The organism is Bacillus sp. 16GRE42, from assembly GCF_019837435.1.
In the GTDB taxonomy this organism is placed as follows: Bacteria; Bacillota; Bacilli; order Bacillales; family Bacillaceae_G; genus Bacillus_A; species Bacillus_A wiedmannii.
Genome location: NZ_JADAXF010000001.1, coordinates 1,998,279 through 2,017,192 on the forward strand (window position 1 = coordinate 1,998,279; position 18,914 = coordinate 2,017,192).

The window sequence follows — 18,914 nt, forward strand, 5'->3', positions numbered from 1 at the left end:
TATAACTGTCTCTACACTGCTAACATTCTAATTCCAGCAGTAATTACGCTTAACATTCCTATCACTAGTAAAATTAACAACCATTTCCGCTCTGGTTTCCTATAATAGAAAATCCCACTTATGAACATTACGATCAATCCACTTACTAGATTCATTAACAATCCATTAAGCATGAATGCCTTCTCCATCCATTACATTTAAGAAATATTCTTCTAAGGAACTATGTTTCTTATTAATACTTTCAATTTCTACATCGTTCATAATAAGCGCTTTTGAAATAGCTTGCTGTGTCGCTGCCAATTCATACACACGAATCATATTTCCACTCATTATTTTGTAATTTTTTATACCGAGTTTATCTTCTAAAATATAAGCTGCACGCTTCACATCAGGAACAGTAATTTCGATGTACTCTGTTTGTTTTCCGTTAATACTCTTCATTGAAACTTCTTTTATTAGTTTTCCATTTTGAATTACACCAATTGTATCCGCCATTTGTTCCATCTCGCCTAAAATATGACTAGAAACTAATAACGTAATACCATATTCTTTGCAGAGCATTTTAAATAAGTCTCGTAATTCTTTAATACCAATTGGATCTAAACCGTTAATCGGTTCATCTAAAATGAGTAATTCTGGCTTTGTCATGATCGCCCTTGCAATACCCAGTCGTTGCTTCATACCTAATGAAAAATCTTTTACTTTTTTATCATCTATACCGTGCAGTTTCACTAAATGTAAAGCATGATCAATTGCGCTCTTGTCGTAATACCCCATATATTCACAATGTAATTCTAGGTTTTCCTTCGCCGTTAATTTATCATAAAAGATTGGATATTCGATAATTGTCCCCATGCGCTTTAACAATTCATAAGATGTATCCGTTAACTTCTCACCAAAAATTTCAATATCACCGCTCGTCGGTTTTATTAAATTTGTGATCATTTTCATAATCGTTGTTTTACCTGCACCATTCGGTCCTAAGAAACCGTATATCTCTCCTTTTTTCACATGCATGTTAACGCTAGAAATAACTTCTTTCCCTTTAAACACTTTCGTTAGCTGATTCGTTTTTAATATATATGTCATGTCATTTTCTCCTTTCGCACTACTTTATATTTCTATAATAGACAACGGAAATCTCTTTTTTCTTACCCGTTCCTTACAAATTCCTTACGCTGAAAAAAAGCTTGTAGAATTTACTTCTCTACAAGCTAAAACAGCATCTTTTTTAATACAACTGTAAAAATTGTTTTTTCATACGGCTTACTAGAAAGATGTATTTCTCCGTCCATCGCTTCCACAAGCCTTTTCGTAATCGTTAATCCTAGACCGCTTCCTTGATACAATCTATTTCTTGAATCTTCAAGTGTGTACATACGCTCAAACACTTTATCAATATGAGATTCATCAATTCCTTTTCCTGTATCCCATACATCTATATAAACACTCGTTTCATCATCTCTTAGTGTCATCCCAAGTGTCTTTCCATCGTCTCCATATGTAATTGCATTTGATATTAAATTATTTAATACTCTACCTAATACTTCTATATTTCCAAGTGCATATATATTTCTTTCTGGTATATCAATATGAACTTGAAATCCTTTCGTCGTCACCAAATCATAAAAAGATAAAATCTTCTCGCGACAAACTTCATTCATATTTATTTTTGTCATCTCAATTGCCTTGTCACCAGATTCTAATTTTGCTAAATCAAAAAACTTATGAATCAGTTCCATTACTTCTAGTGTTTTTACATGCACCTTTTCAAGTAATATTTGCTGCTCTTCTTTATTTATCGTTTTATCCTTATTTAACATTTCTGTATATCCAAGAATAACTGTTAATGGCGTCTTTAAATCATGTGAAATATTGGAAAGCATTTTTCTCATCGAAATTTCTACTTTCGCATGATCTGCATTCGTTTTCTGTTTTGCAGCTAATAATTGATTAATTGCCACTAATAATTTTTGCAATTCTAGATCATCTGTCATAACGAGTAACTTCTCGCCTGTTTGTTCATTTACAATACTTTCTAACTTTTTGTATGTGTATCGTAAATTTTTGCTACTGTTTTCCCTCATTTTATACTGTATGTAAATGACACATAACAATATAAAAATAATACCTATTAACAAATTGACCATATTACATCACTTCCAACTTATAGCCGATGCCCCATAACGTTTTAATATACTCTGGATTAGATGGATCACTTTCAATTTTCTCGCGCAATCTTCTCATATGAACATTTATAACATTATCATCACCGTAATACTCTTCGTTCCAAACTAACGTATATATTTGCGCTTTTGTAAATACACGATTTTGATTCTTTACGAATAGCTTTAAAATCTCAAATTCTTTTAAAGTCAGTTTGAGGGGCTTTCCGTTTTTTTCAACCGTAAAATTAATTGGATCAATTGCTAAATCACCAATTTGAATCATCTTTTCTGTTGTTTCTGTAGCCGAATATTTCGTAGACCTCCGAATACCCGCTTTTACACGTGCAGCCAATTCAATCATAGAAAATGGCTTACAAATGTAATCATCTGCTCCCAGTCCTAATCCAACAGCTTTATCAACATCTGTATCTTTTGCCGACATCATTAAAATCGGAACGGCACTCTTCTCACGAATAATACGTACAACCTCTAAGCCATCTAACTTTGGCATCATTATATCAAGGATAACTAAATCAAAGGATGATTTAAAAAATGCTTGCACCCCTTCTTCTCCGTCAGACGCAATTGTAACTTGAAAATCTTCTTTTATTAAATACTTTTCCACCATCTCTTGAATTGAAATATCATCTTCAACTAATAAAATATGATGTGACATATGTCTATCCCCTTTTTTTACAAACATTAGCATTTCAATTGTATCGTAACGAATGAATACTGGAAAGAATTATATGAATTTTCAAACCAACTTCCCTTCCTTCCTTAACAATGATATGATAAAATTCACTACTATTGTTCATAATTAACTTTATATAAAGGAGACTTATCATGTCAGAAAACAAAAAAGTAAGCTTAGCTGATTTAATGCGTGAACAACTTGCAAAGAAAAAGCAAGGAAATGGAAATGGTTCAAATAATACAAATCAAAGCCAAGCAACGAAAAAATTACAAAACCAACAAACGAAGAAAACAAACAACCAACGTAGACGTACAGGTGTATAAATGAACGGACAAAAACGTTCTAATATCGCACCCGGTCTTGAAGTTGATATTGTATTAAAACAAGATCAACGCACCGGTAAATTAACACGTGGAATTGTAAAAGATATTTTAACAAACTCCCCTTCTCATCCGCATGGCATTAAAGTACGATTGCAGGACGGGCAAGTCGGTAGAGTACAAAATATCGTTCAATAAGAAAAGGAGCTCAAGTAAACTCGAGCTCCTTTTTCTTTATTATCCTTTAATTTTCTCAATGAAAACTACTTTTAAATAGTCTCCCTCTTTAAATTGATCAATGGTACGAAAATCTTCTGGTAAAGAATGTTCTTCTAATATTTTGTATTTACCATTCATTTCTTTAAAGGCTGTATCAATAAATCCTTTAAATTTTTTCATATCGAATGCGCTACAATTTGTAGAGGCAACGATAATCCCGTTATTTTCTGTAATCGCAATTGTTTCTTTTAATAAGTTTTTATAATCTTTCGCTGCACTAAATGTATATTTTTTTGAGCGTGCAAAGCTTGGAGGATCAAGTACAACCATATCAAATTTCATCTTTTTCTTCGCTGCATATTTGAAGTAAAGAAAGACATCTTCTACAATAATATCTTGCGCTTCATAATCAACTTCATTTACACTAAACTGCTCAATCGTTTTACTTAAACTACGATTTGCAAGGTCGACACTCGTCGTTTTGCTCGCTCCGCCAAGCGCTGCAAATACAGAGAAAGCACCTGTATAAGAGAACATATTCAATACTGTTCTCCCTGTCACATATTTATCACGAATTTGTTTTCGAACGTTACGCTGATCTAAAAATACACCAACCATCGCTCCGTCATTTAAATAAACAGCAAAGTTCACACCATTTTCTTTTACGATAAGCGGGAACTCGCCGCGCTCTCCTGCTACGAAATCATCGCCTTCAATGTATTTCCCTTTCGTATCAAAACGCTTTTTCTCATAAATACCTTTAAAGTTTGCTACTTTTTGAAGAGCTGCTATAATCTCATCTCTGAAAGTATAAATCCCTTCACTATACCAACTGACTACATAATAGCCGTCATAATAATCGATAATTAAGCCTCCAAGACCATCACCTTCACCATTTAGGGCACGGAATGCTGTCGTATCACTTGATTTGTAAAATTGCTTTCGTTTATGTAAGGCAGATTTTATTTTACTTTCAAAGAAAGATTGATTAATTTGTTCACTCTCTTTTCTCGTTAAAATCCAGCCGTATCCTTTATTTTGTTTTCCATAATAACCTTTTCCGACAAAATTGTTCTTCTCATCTACTACTTTAATGATTGTTCCTTCTTCCTGAACATCATTTAAATTTTGAATCGCATCTTTTAAAATAAGCGGATATCCGCTTTTAATTTCTTTTATAAATTTCGGTTTTATTTTTACAGTTACTTCTGATCGCATATAATAACTTCCTTTCCATTTGCATGCTTTCTCTATAGGAAGCATTTAAAAAACGAGCCTGAAAAAACAGCCTCGTTTCACTATACCATATTATTGCTTTGCTAGTACAACTCACTCATTCTCTCACTTAACCGCCACATATTTACTACATTTTGAAATGGAAATCTTACTGTCCAAAATAATAAAAAAACTTATTTATTTCACATTTACCATTGACAATGATAATGATTTTCATTATCATTTAATGTATATGAGTTCTCGAAAATAAAGGCTACATTTATAGGAGGAATAAAACATGATTATTGTTACAAATACAGCTAAAATTACAAAGGGAAATGGGCATAAATTAATTGAGCGTTTTAATAAAGTAGGTCAAGTCGAAACAATGCCAGGCTTTTTAGGATTAGAAGTTCTTTTAACGCAAAATACAGTTGATTATGATGAAGTAACAATTAGCACACGCTGGAATGCAAAAGAAGATTTCCAAGGTTGGACGAAGAGCTCAGCATTTAAAGATGCTCACTCACATCAAGGCGGGATGCCAGAATATATTCTTGATAATAAAATCACTTACTACAATGTTGAAGTTGTACGTATGCCAATGGCTGCAGCACAGTAAACATATTTCTTTTTTAAAGTATAGAATATGAGAAGCGTTACCACTTCTCATATTCTATACTTTTTTTACTGTCTCTTTACTAGTTTCGCATGCACGACTAACCTTCCTGCTTCCGGATCCAGTGCATAGTCACACGTCGAAAGTGTTACGATTTGATCACTTGCTGTCAATTTTGTATCCGTTTTGTACAGCGATTTTTCTTGAATTTTCTCCAAAAATGATGTGTATTCCGTATCATTGCTAAAATCCGTTTCAATGTAATAAAAATCAGTTGTTGTTGTATACACCGAGAACACTTCAAGATCATATCCTTCAAATAATGTATCGTAATATAATTTACGATGCGACATGAAGAACTCTTCATCTAACATTTTCTTTAAACTTCCAAACATAGAACCATCTTTCATACGGTGACCATATAAAATAGTATTTCGATTTTGAGATTTCACATCATTACGATAGTCCATAAAAATGCTGCCTGCTCTCATATCTTCACCTTTATAATTACGAAATAAATAGTAATCATTGTCTTTCGCCTGAACGATTGGATAATTAATTTGTGTATCGTCCATCGTAATCCATCCAACTATTTCTTGATTAATTTGCTGCAGAGCTTTGAACTGTTTACGTACTTCTCCGTCTTGTGATTGCTCTTCCATCGGACTCTTTTCATAAATGTTTTGTGCTTCGGCCATTACTTTACGATTTTCATAGTAATCCATGAACATATCACCTAATTCATATACTGAATAGAAAAAGGTACCTAAAAAAACAACTGTAAGTATTCGTTGAAAAAAAGAATTCTTCTTCCGTTCTTTTTTACTACTCAAATCATCACCTCAAAACGGATTGTTCGCATATTTAAATACCCATTGGGACCATATACAACCCTGTATCTTCATCTTGCTTTACAACGACATCTACACCGTATATCGTCTTTATCATACTTTCTGTCACAACATCATTTGGCTTACCTTTCGTAACAATCTCGCCGTCTTTCATAACGATGATATGATCACTATAGCGAATCGCCTGATTGATATCATGTAATACCATAACGATTGTCAATCCATGTACTTCATTTAACTCTTTTACGAGCTCTAATATTTCAAGTTGATAATAAATATCTAAATATGTTGTCGGTTCATCTAAAAAGAGCATTGGTGTTTTCTGAGCTAGCGTCATGGCAATCCAAACCCGTTGTCTTTCTCCACCAGATAAAGCGTGAATCTCTGTATCACGTTTACTTAGCAAATTCGTACATGCTAAAGCCCTTTCGATTGCATCTCTATCTTCATCAGTTTGCGAGGAAAAAATATTTTTATGAGGCATACGACCATAACTTGTTAATTTCTCTACCGTCATGTCTGCCGGTGCTTCATTTTGTTGATGGACAACGGCTAACTTTCTAGCAAACTCTTTCGGTTTATATTGACTAATCGCCTTCCCATCGAGTATTATCTCACCGCTACGAGGGTCGTGATTTCTTGACATCACACCAAGTAATGTCGATTTCCCGCAACCGTTTGGACCAATAATTGTTGTAATTTTACCAATTTCTATTTCACTACTAACCGACTTTAATCGATCCGTTACATTATCATACGAAAAGGTTACATTTTTAATTTCCATGAACTTTATCACTCTTTCTAAGCAAGAATATTAAGAATGGGCCACCAATCACTGCCATAATCGTCGCTGCTGGAATTTCGTTAGGTGGCACAATTAACCTTCCAATCGTATCCGCCGTCAAAATTAACAACGCTCCTGCAAGAGCAGAAAATGGAATTAATACTTTATGGTCCGAACCGACTAGTTGTCTTGAAATGTGCGGAACGAGTAATCCTACGAAAGCAATAACACCTGCAATCGCTGTTGATACTGCTGCTAAAAGTACTGCAATAGCAGAAATAATAAGACGAACTCTCGTCACGTGCAAACCTAAGTTTTTCGCAGTCTTATCTTGTAGCGATAATAAGTTACACCAAGCTCCTACAAACAGAGCAAGAATAAGACCTATTGTTCCATATGTAACCATTATTTCTACATCGCCCCACGTCTTCATCGTTATGTTAGAAGTCGTCGTTTGCTTAATACTCTTAATGAAGTATCCGCAAATTGTAATGAACGATTCATTTAATCCAGTGAACATTGCATTAATAGCTATACCAACTAAAATAATGCGAAGCGGACTTAACCCTGACTTCCATGAAAATGCATAAACGAGATAACATGCAAACGCACCACCTAAAAAGGCGAATACGGGTGTCCAGAAAAAGAATTGCGGGAATAACGTAATAATAACAAGTGTCATAAAACTTGCTCCAGAAGATATCCCGATTACCCCAGCATCAGCAAGTGGATTTTTCATAACAGCTTGAAAAAGCACACCTGAAACGGCCAGAGCTGCTCCAGTAAATAGTGCAATAATAATACGTGGGAAACGTAAATCTTTAATTACTTCCACATCTTCATTGGCCCCTGTAAATATCCCTTGTACAAGGTCCACTATCCCTATTTCTAAACTTCCTTTCGTCGCTGACAATGACGTCATAACAATAAGCAATGCAGTAACAATGAGGAAACTCCAAGTTTTTTTATTCATTCCACTCTTCCTTTATATTAAAATGCATCACGGATACATCATTTTTTTCAATTCATCTAACGCTTCAATTGCTGCTAAATTACCTGTCGTCCCAAATAAGCGCTCTTCTAAATCGTAAACACGGTTATTTTTAACTGCAGCGAAATGTTTCCAAATATCATTTGTTTTAAATTCTTTATCAAACATTTTCACAACTTCATCAGGCATACCATGAGCTGCTCGTAAAATAATATCTGGATCAGCTTTTTTTAAATACTCTGTATTAGAAGCTAAATACTCTACTTTCTCACCTTGTACAATGTTTTTACCACCTAATTGTTTCACTAAATCTCCAATATAAGAATGCTCTGTTGCTACTAAATAACTCCCCGGCACACCTAATAAAATAAGCACTGTCGGTTCTTTCTTTCCCTTTACTGCTTTTTGAATCTCTGTAACTTTGTTATCTAACTTCGTTACAACTGCTTCCGCCTGCTTTTCACGTCCATATTGCTTACCTAAATTACTAATGGTATTTTGCATGTTTTTTAAACTAGTTAAGTCTACAAAGTTTGCTTTCATGCCCACACCATCAAAAACTGGCTTTAATTCATATTCAAGTGTTGTCACGGATAATACTTCTGACGGCTTTAATGATTTTACCTTTTCCATATCAGGACTCATCGGATTCCCAACTTCAGGTAAACCTTTATATCTCTTTGGTAAATCTTTCGTACTTGTTGGAACACCAACTAAATCTACTTCTAACGCATCCATAATTTCAGTAACAGCGACTGTCGTGGAAACTACTCTCTCTTTACTCTCACTCTTTACCTGTTTTGCTGCTTCTTTTTTGGGCGTCGAGCATCCAGCTATACTCACTAATAGAATGATAGCCATTAGTACACTAGCAATTTTCTTCACTTTCAATCACCACTCCTTTCCAAACAATATGAAACAAGTCTTGATGCATGCGATCATGCATCAAGACTCCAAAATTACAATCTTCCTGCTCTATATTTACGAACTAATAAAGCAAGTGACCCAAGCAATAGCACCATGTATAAGCCTAGTTGTGCTGTATCTGCCGTTTTTGAGTTTTTCTCTTTTTTCGGATCATTTTTTTGGCCTTCTTTTTTCTTCTTATCATCTGCATTTCGGTTAAAATCAGGATTATCTACTTTTTTTATATTATCTACTTTCGGTGTAATCACTGGATTGTTCGGATCATTTTTCGGATCATTTTTCGGATCTTTTTTTGGATCCTCTTTAATCGTTCCTAACGCACCAATATTATTTGTATCAAATTGAATTTGGACATCGTAGAAATGATGGTAGTTCATTTCGTTGATATCAACTTTTACTTTTGCATTTAATTTTGCAAATAAATCACTTACTTCAAATTGCACTACTCTCGTATTTGCATTTTTATCTTCGCTTACTACTTTCGCATCAGCAAAAAGACTGTTATTTTCCGTTTGGAATTTTGTAATCCATGCACTATTTTTCAACGTCATCTCAATGTACTTTTTACCATCTTTAACGATTAATTTTGCCGGATGTACAGTATAGTCATGCATCTTTGAAAGCTCATTTGTTTTATCTTTTAACACTTTAAATGGAATATCATATTGACCATCTACTAAATTTTTCGGATCAACTATTACTTTTGGTTGATTATTTCCATCTTGGTTGTCACTTCCGCCTTGGTTATCGTTTCCGCCTTGGTTGTCGTTTCCGCCTTGGTTGTCGTTTCCGCCTTGGTTGTCGTTTCCACCTTGGTTGTCGTTTCCACCTTGGTTACCTAAAGCTTTAATACTATCTTGATCAAATACAAATTGAACATCGTAGGAATGGTGATAATTCATCGCATCAATATCTACTTTTACTTTTGCATTTAATTTTTTAAATAAATCATCTACTTCTAACTCTACTACTTTTGTATTTTGCTCTTTATTCTCACTTAACACTTTTGCGTTAACAAAAGAACCATTCTTTTCAAACTCAAATTTTGTAATCCATGTACTGTTCGTTAATGTAAACGATACATACTTCTTACCGTCTTTCACTTTTAGTACAGCTGGACTCTTTGTATATGTGTTCATCATTGAAATTTCTTCTGTTTTATCTTTTAGAACTTTAAAGCCAATGCTGTATTCACCATCTTTTAGTGCTTTTGGATCAATGGTTGTGTTATTACCTTGGTTATTGTTTCCGCCTTGGTTATCGTTTCCGCCTTGGTTATTGTTCCCGCCTTGGTTATTGTTTCCGCCTTGGTTATCGTTTCCGCCTTGGTTATCGTTTCCGCCTTGGTTATCGTTTCCGCCTTGGTTATCGTTTCCGCCTTGGTTATCGTTTCCGCCTTGGTTATCGTTTCCGCCTTGGTTATCGTTTCCACCTTGGTTATCGTTTCCGCCTTGGTTATCGTTTCCGCCTTGGTTATCGTTTCCGCCTTGGTTATCTAACGGTTTAATGCTACCTTTATCAAATGCAAATTGAATGTCGTAGAAATGATGATAATTCATTGAATCGATATCTACTTTTACTTTTGCATTTAACTTTTTAGATAAATCGTCTACTTCTACTTCCACTACGCGTGTATCGGCTTTTTTATCTTCACTTAATACACTCGCATTAACAAACGAACCATTTTTCTCAAATTCAAAATTTGTAATCCATGCACTATTCGTTAATGTGAATGATACATATTTTTTACCATCTTTCACCTTTAACACGCCCGGGCTCTTCGTATACGTGTTCATCATTGAAATTTCTTCTGTTTGATCTTTTAAAGCTTTGAAACTGATGTTGTATTCGCCATCTTTCATTGTTTCAACATTCGGCTTCTCTACTTCTGGTTTCTCTACCTCTGGCTTTTTATCTCCATCTGGTTGCTTTTCTTCGTTCTTAATTGGCTCAAGTTTATCTTGTTCAAATAAAAGTTGCACATCATGTGTTTGCTTATAGTTTCTTGATGCCATTTCGATAAATACTTTTGTATTTAATTTTTTTGATAAATCATCCACTTCAAACTCTACTACTCTTGTATCTTTTTCTTTATCTTCACTCACTACTTTTGCATCAGCAAATGCACCATCTTTTTCCGTTTGGAAATTTTTAATTAATGAGCTACTTGTTAGTGTTACAATTGCTTTTTTCTTACCATTTTCTACTTTTAATACTCCTGGATTTACCATGTAAGTATTCATCTTAGATTCTTCATCTGTCTTATCTTTTAATACTTTAAATGGAATACTGTACTCTCCATCTTTAATTGTTTCAATTTCTGGTTTTTCTACTTCCGGCTTTTTATCTCCATCCGGTTGTTTCTCTTCATTTTTAATTTGTTCAAGTTTATCTTGTTCAAATAAAAGTTGTACATTATGTGTTTGCTTGTAACCTTGTGATGCCACTTCAATAAATACTTTTGTATTTATTTTTTTAGATAAATCGTCTACTTCAAATTCTACTACTCTTGTATCTTTTTCTTTTTCTTTATCTTCACTCACTACTTTTGCATCAGCAAATGCGCCATCTTTTTCCGTTTGGAAATTTTTAATTAATGAACTACTTTTTAATGTTACAAACGCTTTTTTCTTACCGTTTTCTACTTTTAATACTCCTGGATTTACCATGTAAGTATTCATCTTAGATTCTTCGTCTGTTTGATCTTTTAACACTTTAAATGGAATACTGTACTCTCCATCTTTAATTGTGTTAGAATTTGGTTGTTGATCTGGGTCAGGCTTTTGGTCGGGCTTCTGACTTGGATCCGGATTTTCATTTGGATCTGGCTTATTAGCTGGGTCCTCTTTTTCATTTGGTTGTTCTACATGAATCGGTGTAATACTATTTTGATCAAATACAATGCGTACATCATAATCATGATGATAATTTAAAAAGTCTATGTCTACTTTTACTTTCGCATTTAATACTTTCTCTACATCGTCCACTTCAAATTCTACTACTCTTGTATCTTTTTCTTTATCTTCACTAATTACATTTGTCGCAACAAACTGGCCATTTTTTTCTGTTTCAAACTTTGTAATCCATGAACTATGTTCTAACGTAAAGGATACCTTCTTCTTCCCATCCTTCACTTTTAAAGTTCCTGGACTTACAGAGTATTGATTCATCATAGATTCTTCATCTGATGTGTCCTTAAGAACTTTGAAACCGATTGAATATTCACCATCAGTCAACCGGGTAGCTGCTTGAACTGCAAGTGGTTGTAATGTTGATACGAATGTAAATACCATTAAAAACATAGCAACAATAATTTTTACATACCTGTTCAATGGAACGACTCTCCCTTTTGAAAATTTTTTAATTATTTAATACTGTTCCCATCAAATACAAAACGAATATCATATGAAGCGTTATAATTAATAATTGGGATATTAATTTTCACCTTGCCATTTAGTTTTTTTGACAAGTCAGCAACTTCAAATTCTACAACTCTAGTATTCTCTTTTGTATTTTCACTTAACACAGTAGCTTCTACGAATTGACCATTTTTTTCTACTTGTAAACTTTTAATAGAAGTACTATCTTTCACTTTGAATGAAACATATTGTTTTCCATCTTTAACTGTTAATGTTGCCGGACTTTCAAAATAACTATTCATTCTAGACGATTCATCTTTATCGCCTTTCCATACAGTAAAAGCAATATTATATTTTCCATCAGCTACTTTTGTAGCAGCCTTTGTATCTTGTGAACCTAGTGTTGCTATAAACGTAAATAAAACAGCAAATACGGCAATAATCATTTTAAATTGTTTAAACATATATTCATCACCCTTCAAAAGATTTATTTACTTAACTTCACTTTACGAATTAAGAAAACACCTGAAATAAGAATTAACGCTGCAAATAATCCGATGCGTGCTTCATCGCCTGTTTTTGGGTTATCTGTTTTTTCAGCTTTACCGCTTTCATTTGTTCCTTTGTTCGCCTCTTTATTTGCTTCTTTACTCTCTTCTTTCTTCACTTCTTCTTTTACTTTTGTATCTGTTTTTGTTTGATCATTATTCTTTGTTGCAGTAATTGCTTTATTTTCTCCGCCTACCGCTTTTACATCTGCATCAAATGCAAAGCGAATTGTGTAGTTATGGTCATAATTTACGTTAGGTACAACAACATGAATTTTTGCAGCTGCTGGCTTAGATAAATCGTCTATTTTAAACTCTACAGTTCTTTTATCTGCTGATTCATCTTTACTAACAACTTTTGCATCAACAAAATTCCCGTTCTCAGGTGCTTTAAATTCTGTAATCCAAGCACTATGATTCATCGGAATTTGCACTCTCATCTCACCATTTTTTACAACTAACTTAGCTGGTTTTTCAAAATAATCATTTGCCATTGAAGCTGAATCATTTTCCGCTTTTTGAATGACATAGTTAATATCATAAGTACCGTCAGCTAGTTGTGCTGAAGCTTTCCCATATGGCATGACAAGAAAAGCTAGCATACATACGAACGTTATAATAAAAGCGGGTAATACAGAAATCTTTCTCATTTGGCTTACTTCCTCCTTGTTTATCTTTCATCCACACTTTTTTTGAAAATGATAATTATTCTCAATTTATAAGAAAAAAATAATAATCCTCTACCATTATTTAATTGTACTTTCTTTATGTACTGTAGACATTATTGATTATCATTCTCACTTGATGTTAAAAATAATATCCCCCTCTATTCCGTATAAAGAGCGATTCATATTTTAACATAAGTCCCTATCCCATTTGTTGATTATCATTCTCAATGAAACTCAAAAAAATAAAACTATCCATTTTCCTACTCTATCACCTCTATCTACAAAAATGATATCGTTATAGAAAACCTTATACCTTATACCTTTCACTCCTCACTTTCCTTCCAATATTTCCACAACTAAGTCAATCTTAGCCTACTCGTAAATTTTTTGTCAACTATATTACGTATAAAATTTTTAATATCTAAATTTCTCTATATACGGCTTTTTCTACAAAAAAAGAGGCTTTCTTTGATAGAAAGCCTCTTTCCTCTATTTTTCTACAGCAATTTCCTGCTTTTGAAACTTAGAAACTATATAACCAAATCCTATACCGATTATGCCTGGAACTAACCAGCCAATGCCTACACTATATAATGGAATCTTATCTAAAATAGGGGCTAGCGCTGCAATTTGAAGATTTGCATTATGCAATCCATCAAAGAAGCTAATTGCAAATGCGCCTACAATACCGCCTACATACATAGCTAATGGAAGACGAATATAGTTTTCAACAAGTGATAATACAATCAGTACGATACCAATTGGGTAAATTGCAATTAAAATCGGTAATGCTAATGCGTTTAACTGAGTTAACCCAAGGTTTGCTACCATAAATGCTAATACACAGAAGATGAAAACAACCTTTTGATAAGAAAGCTTTGGTAATAAGGAAGAAAAATATTCCCCACAAGCTGCAACAATACCTACAGAAGTTGTTAAACATGCCGCTGTAATTGCGATCCCTAATAATAAAGTTCCGTAACTACCAAATAAATGATTTACAACGTTTGTTAAAATAATTCCTCCGTTTGCCCCCATTCCAAGAGACACACTAGAAGCTCCCAGATAAGCAAGTGCTAAATAAACAAGTAGTAAACCGAGCGCTGCAATAAATCCTGCAAAGATTGTTACTTTTGCAATGCTGTTCTTATTTGTAACGCCTTTTGCTTTTAAAGCATTAATAACAACATTTCCGAAAACAAGTGCTGCAAGTCCATCTAAAGTTAAATATCCATCAATAAAACCTTTAAAGAGCGGAGCATTATATGCTTCTGTCGGTGCACCAAATTCTCCAATTGGTGTAATAATTGCTTTACCTACGATAATTGCTATAACAGCTAACAAAATTGGAGTTAATACTTTACCGATGCGGCCCACTAATTTCGATGGGTTTAAAGCTAAATAGAAAGTTACTGCAAAGAAAATGAATGTAAAGATAACAAGTGGATACGATTGACCAGCTATCTCACTTGGTAAAAACGGTGCAACACTCATTTCATAAGCAACTGTTCCTGTACGCGGAACACTTACGAATACGCCTAAACATAAATAAATTGCAGTGATAAAAACAAGTGCGAATACAGGGTGTACACGTCCCGCTAGCTCATTAATATCTCCCTTTAGAGCTATAACAATTACCCCTAATAAAGGTAATCCAACACCTGTTACGATAAAGCCAAATAACGCGATCCATACGTCTGTTCCAGCACCTTGCCCTAAAGCCGGCGGGAAAATCATATTACCTGCACCGAAAAATAGTGCAAACAACATTAAACTTATTGCAAACATCTCAGAAAACTTTAAAGATGATTTCATTTCTACTAACCTCCTAAATAATTTATTGACAAAATATTCTGAATTAAAACCCGTCATATGTCCTCTTTCAAGCATACTTCCCCGTAAAAGAACGCAAAAAACACCCGTCCCTAACAAAGGGACGAGTGTTGAAATCGTGGTTCCACCCTTATTCTAATAAAATGAATTTATAACAAAATAAGCTCATTTTATAGCTCGTGTAAATTGATAACGGTTTTATCCGCCAAGAATTACAATGCATCATGCAGTTCACTCTTGAAGTTTAGAGGTGGTAAGTTTGTCTTTCCGTATTAGGAAGCTCACAGCCTAGGCTTCCCTCTCTGAGAATCGTCAAAAACAACTCATGTCCTCATCATTACTTTTATAAAATATCTTGTCGAAACTTGTTGTTTTTTATTATATGGGCTATTTTTTAAAAAATCAATAGTTTTATTTTTTCTGACAAAAAAATATAGGGAGAAAATTTTCCCTCCCTATAACTGCCCTATTAATATTTCTAATTCCTCAGCTGTAACGCTCCGCCATTTTCCGACTTCTAGATCATCTAGCTCTATATTCATAATACGAATTCGTTTTAGCTTAGTTACAGTAAACCCGAAAGCACGGCTCATTCTACGAATTTGTCTGTTCATTCCTTGCGTTAAAACGATGCGAAATGTAAATTGATCCACTCTCGTCACTTTACATGGCTTCGTCATTCCATCCTTAATCTTTACACCGCTAGACATCTCATCAATAAACCAACCTGTAAATTGCTTATCAACCGTAACAATATATTCTTTCTCGTGTTCATGATCTCCGTGTAAAATTTGATTGGCAATCCCACCGTTATTCGTTAATAAAATTAATCCTTCCGACGCTTTATCTAATCGCCCAACAGGAAAGATACGCTCTGGGTAATTGATATAATCAATAATATTATCTTCAATATGCTCGGCTGCTGTACAAGTAATGCCAACTGGTTTATGAAAGGCAATATACACCTTTTCCTTCTCTTCTTTTGCAATAACCTGTCCATCAATCGTTACCACATCACCATCGCTCACGAGTGCACCGTGCGTACATATTTCGCCGTTAATCGCCACGCGTCCTGCTTTAATGAGACGGTCTGTTTCGCGTCTTGAGCAAGATTTTGCTTCGCTTATGTATTGGTTGATTTTCATAGCTTATTCCTTTTCATATATATTAAAAGCGTCAATCTATGGCAATATCATTATGCCACGATTGACGCTCGTTTACTTCGCAAAAACAACTAAATAAATAACCCCAATCACCAAAAATATTCCGCAACAAGCTAACAATACTTTTGCAAGTTTGTCCATAAACATATAGTGGTTCCCCTTTGTTTCGTTGTTTGCTATTTTAATTCGACAACTGTTACGCCTAGGCCTCCCTCGCCCATGTCACCGTAGCGGTAGTTTTTCACACCGCGATGTTTCTTCAAGTAATCTTGTACACCTTGGCGAAGCGCTCCTGTTCCTTTACCGTGAATAATTGATACGCGCGGATAGCTTGCAAGCTGTGCATCATCTAAATATTTTTCAACGCGCATCATTGCATCTTCATAACGTTCACCGCGAAGATCAAGCTCTAACGAAACGTGATAATCTCTACCCTTCACACTTGCAACTGCTTTTTTCTCAGTTTGCTTCGGTGTATTAATGTATTCCATATTGGATTCTTTCACTTTCATCTTCAGAATACCAATTTGTACGCTCCACTCTGTATCACTTACTTTTTCAAGTAATTGACCTTTTTGACCAAACGTTAACACTTTTACTTCATCACCTGCGCGTAATTGTTGTTTTGGCGCTGTGTTTTTCACGTTTACTTTTTGTTTCTTCACAAGCTCTGGCGCCGCACCTTCTAGACGGCTCTTTGCTTCAATAAGCTCATGGTCTTTCACGTTTATAAGCTGTGCTTTACGCAATTGACGAAGTTCTTGAATAATGCCTTCTGCTTCTTTCTTTGCAGCTTCGACTTTTTCTTCCCCTTCTTTTTGCGCTTTTAATAATTTTTCATCGCGCTCATCATTAAATTCAATAATTTGACGCTGTAATTCGCGATGCAGTTTTTCAGATTGCTTACGAAGTGCTTCGGCTTCGTTCCAGTCACGTTCTGCATTCTTTTGACTTTCTTCTAACTTCGCAATCATATTTTCAATTTTGTTTGTATCTGTACTAATGTGGTTACGAGCTTGATCAATCACGCGATCAGATAATCCAAGGCGCTTCGAAATTTCAAAGGCATTACTACGTCCTGGTACACCGATTAATAATTTATACGTTGGGCTTAATGTGTTCACGTCGAACTCAACGCTCGCATTAATAACTTTCTCACGGTTATATCCGTATGCTTTTAATTCTGGGTAATGCGTCGTAGCAACAACGCGAGCACCACGATTACATACTTCATCTAAAATTGAAATTGCTAATGCAGCCCCTTCTTGCGGGTCTGTTCCAGCACCTAATTCATCGAATAAAACTAAGCTTTCAAAATCAGCTTTTTCTAAAATATCAACAATATTCACCATATGTGAGGAGAACGTACTTAAACTTTGTTCAATCGATTGCTCATCACCGATATCGGCAAAGATATTTTTAAATACACAAATCTCTGATTCATCCATTACTGGAATGTGAAGGCCAGATTGCGCCATTAATACACAAATACCAACTGTTTTCAGCGTAACTGTTTTACCACCTGTATTCGGTCCTGTAATAACAATTGTCGTGAAATCTTTCCCTAACATAATGTTATTTGGCACGATAATTTCTGAATCAATAAGTGGATGACGTGCTTGTCTTAAATCCATATAGCGCTCGTTATTTACGATTGGTTTCGTTGCTTTTATACGCTTCGCATAAAAAGCTTTCGCAAAAATAAAGTCAAGATTCGCAACTACTTCTACATTAGATAAAACGATATCCGCTTCTACTGCCACTTCTTCTGTTAACATGAATAAGATGCGTTCGATTTCTTGTTTTTCTTTCACTCGTGCTTCTTGAAGCGCGTTATTTAACTCTACAATGACTTGTGGTTCAATAAATAACGTTTGCCCAGAAGCTGATTGATCGTGGACAATACCACCATATACACCGCGGTATTCTTGTTTTACTGGGATTACGTAACGTTCGTTACGAATCGTTACAATCGCGTCAGACAGCATCTTTTGCGCGTTGGAAGAACGCGTCATGTTTTCTAACTTTTCACGAATACGGCTTTCCGCAGTACGAATTTGAGTACGAATACCACGCAGTTTATCACTTGCGCTATCGACTACTTCTCCGCCGTCACCGATACAATTTGTAATTTTCTTTTCTAAATCATATAAAGATATAATTTGAGCGACATGAGTTTCTAAAATTGGAAGCTCGACACCATTATCAACCATATCTTCAATGAAACGTTTCATATTGCGACTACCATACATCGTATTGGCAATATCAAGTAGTTCATTCGGGCTTAACATACTTCCAATCTTTGCACGCTTCACATTTGAGCGAATATCCGTAATACCACCTAATGGTGCACTACCTTTTAAACGAATGACTTTCGCTGCTTCATCCGTTGTATCTTGCATTTCTACAATTTCTTCAAAATCAGTGCTCGGCACTAAATGCTTCACTTTGTCACGGCCAAGTGAAGAGGCTGTATGTTCAAGTAATTGTTCTTTTACTTTATTGTATTCTAATACACGCAACGTTCTTTCTAACATGTTGCAGGTCCCCCT

18 protein-coding genes and 1 other annotated feature are annotated in these 18,914 nt (G+C 34.7%); of the genes, 3 read left to right on the top strand and 15 right to left on the bottom strand.

The window, feature by feature from the left end:
• Window positions 1-11: 11 nt before the first annotated feature.
• The 4 genes from ILS93_RS10380 to ILS93_RS10395 form a co-directional block, all read right to left on the bottom strand.
• Window positions 12-173: a hypothetical protein gene (locus tag ILS93_RS10380; protein WP_176713060.1), complete on the bottom strand. Its 162-nt coding sequence runs from the start codon at window positions 171-173 to the stop codon at window positions 12-14.
• The gene (locus tag ILS93_RS10385; protein WP_064474644.1) at window positions 166-1,089 is read right to left on the bottom strand and encodes an ABC transporter ATP-binding protein; all 924 of its coding nucleotides are present in this window, start codon (window positions 1,087-1,089) and stop codon (window positions 166-168) included. Before ILS93_RS10385 ends, ILS93_RS10380 begins: the two co-directional genes overlap by 8 nt.
• Before the next feature lie 125 nt (window positions 1,090-1,214).
• Window positions 1,215-2,150 (bottom strand): HAMP domain-containing histidine kinase, encoded by a 936-nt coding sequence (locus tag ILS93_RS10390; protein ID WP_222660408.1) that lies wholly within the window; start codon window positions 2,148-2,150, stop codon window positions 1,215-1,217.
• Between the two features lies 1 nt (window position 2,151).
• A complete protein-coding gene (locus tag ILS93_RS10395; protein ID WP_064474642.1) occupies window positions 2,152-2,844 on the bottom strand; it encodes a response regulator transcription factor in 693 nt (230 codons plus the stop codon).
• Window positions 2,845-3,014: 170 nt separating this feature from the next.
• On the opposite strand from ILS93_RS10395, the gene ILS93_RS10400 reads away from it, so the two are divergent.
• The gene (locus ILS93_RS10400) at window positions 3,015-3,188 is read left to right on the top strand and encodes a hypothetical protein (RefSeq protein WP_001293584.1); all 174 of its coding nucleotides are present in this window, start codon (window positions 3,015-3,017) and stop codon (window positions 3,186-3,188) included.
• Window positions 3,189-3,383, top strand: a complete 195-nt coding sequence (locus tag ILS93_RS10405) for a YwbE family protein (RefSeq protein WP_001014310.1) — start codon at window positions 3,189-3,191, stop codon at window positions 3,381-3,383.
• Window positions 3,384-3,422: 39 nt separating this feature from the next.
• Here ILS93_RS10405 and ILS93_RS10410 read toward each other — a convergent pair whose 3' ends face one another.
• Window positions 3,423-4,622: a class I SAM-dependent rRNA methyltransferase gene (locus ILS93_RS10410; RefSeq protein ID WP_222660410.1), complete on the bottom strand. Its 1,200-nt coding sequence runs from the start codon at window positions 4,620-4,622 to the stop codon at window positions 3,423-3,425.
• A 295-nt stretch (window positions 4,623-4,917) separates the two neighbouring features.
• Here ILS93_RS10410 and isdG point away from each other — a divergent pair, with 295 nt between their 5' ends.
• Window positions 4,918-5,241 carry a heme oxygenase gene (isdG, locus tag ILS93_RS10415; RefSeq protein WP_000587825.1) on the top strand — a complete coding sequence of 108 codons (324 nt, stop codon included), beginning with the start codon at window positions 4,918-4,920 and terminating at the stop codon, window positions 5,239-5,241.
• Window positions 5,242-5,306: 65 nt separating this feature from the next.
• Here isdG and srtB read toward each other — a convergent pair whose 3' ends face one another.
• The 10 genes from srtB to ILS93_RS10465 form a co-directional block, all read right to left on the bottom strand.
• Window positions 5,307-6,071: a class B sortase gene (gene srtB, locus ILS93_RS10420; protein WP_064474640.1), complete on the bottom strand. Its 765-nt coding sequence runs from the start codon at window positions 6,069-6,071 to the stop codon at window positions 5,307-5,309.
• Between the two features lie 31 nt (window positions 6,072-6,102).
• Window positions 6,103-6,873 carry an ABC transporter ATP-binding protein gene (locus ILS93_RS10425; protein WP_222660412.1) on the bottom strand — a complete coding sequence of 257 codons (771 nt, stop codon included), beginning with the start codon at window positions 6,871-6,873 and terminating at the stop codon, window positions 6,103-6,105.
• On the bottom strand, window positions 6,863-7,846 hold the full coding sequence (locus ILS93_RS10430; protein ID WP_064474638.1) for a FecCD family ABC transporter permease: 984 nt from the start codon (window positions 7,844-7,846) through the stop codon (window positions 6,863-6,865). The genes ILS93_RS10425 and ILS93_RS10430 overlap by 11 nt, the downstream gene beginning before the upstream one ends.
• 27 nt (window positions 7,847-7,873) lie before the next feature.
• Window positions 7,874-8,755, bottom strand: coding sequence for a heme ABC transporter substrate-binding protein IsdE (gene isdE / locus ILS93_RS10435; protein ID WP_064474637.1), 882 nt, complete (start codon window positions 8,753-8,755; stop codon window positions 7,874-7,876).
• Between the two features lie 68 nt (window positions 8,756-8,823).
• Window positions 8,824-12,123, bottom strand: a complete 3,300-nt coding sequence (locus ILS93_RS10440) for an NEAT domain-containing protein (RefSeq protein WP_222660414.1) — start codon at window positions 12,121-12,123, stop codon at window positions 8,824-8,826.
• A gap of 32 nt (window positions 12,124-12,155) precedes the next feature.
• Complete coding sequence (locus ILS93_RS10445; RefSeq protein WP_064474635.1) at window positions 12,156-12,614, bottom strand: NEAT domain-containing protein; 459 nt, start codon at window positions 12,612-12,614, stop codon at window positions 12,156-12,158.
• A gap of 23 nt (window positions 12,615-12,637) precedes the next feature.
• On the bottom strand, window positions 12,638-13,348 hold the full coding sequence (gene isdC, locus ILS93_RS10450; RefSeq protein WP_064474634.1) for a heme uptake protein IsdC: 711 nt from the start codon (window positions 13,346-13,348) through the stop codon (window positions 12,638-12,640).
• Between the two features lie 507 nt (window positions 13,349-13,855).
• Window positions 13,856-15,181, bottom strand: coding sequence for a branched-chain amino acid transport system II carrier protein BrnQ6 (gene brnQ6, locus ILS93_RS10455; protein ID WP_064474633.1), 1,326 nt, complete (start codon window positions 15,179-15,181; stop codon window positions 13,856-13,858).
• A gap of 114 nt (window positions 15,182-15,295) precedes the next feature.
• Window positions 15,296-15,546, bottom strand: a binding site (T-box leader).
• A 108-nt stretch (window positions 15,547-15,654) separates the two neighbouring features.
• Window positions 15,655-16,344 (bottom strand): 23S rRNA pseudouridine(2604) synthase RluF, encoded by a 690-nt coding sequence (locus ILS93_RS10460; protein ID WP_222660416.1) that lies wholly within the window; start codon window positions 16,342-16,344, stop codon window positions 15,655-15,657.
• A gap of 194 nt (window positions 16,345-16,538) precedes the next feature.
• Window positions 16,539-18,899, bottom strand: coding sequence for an endonuclease MutS2 (locus tag ILS93_RS10465; RefSeq protein ID WP_064474631.1), 2,361 nt, complete (start codon window positions 18,897-18,899; stop codon window positions 16,539-16,541).
• Between the last annotated feature and the right edge of the window lie 15 nt (window positions 18,900-18,914).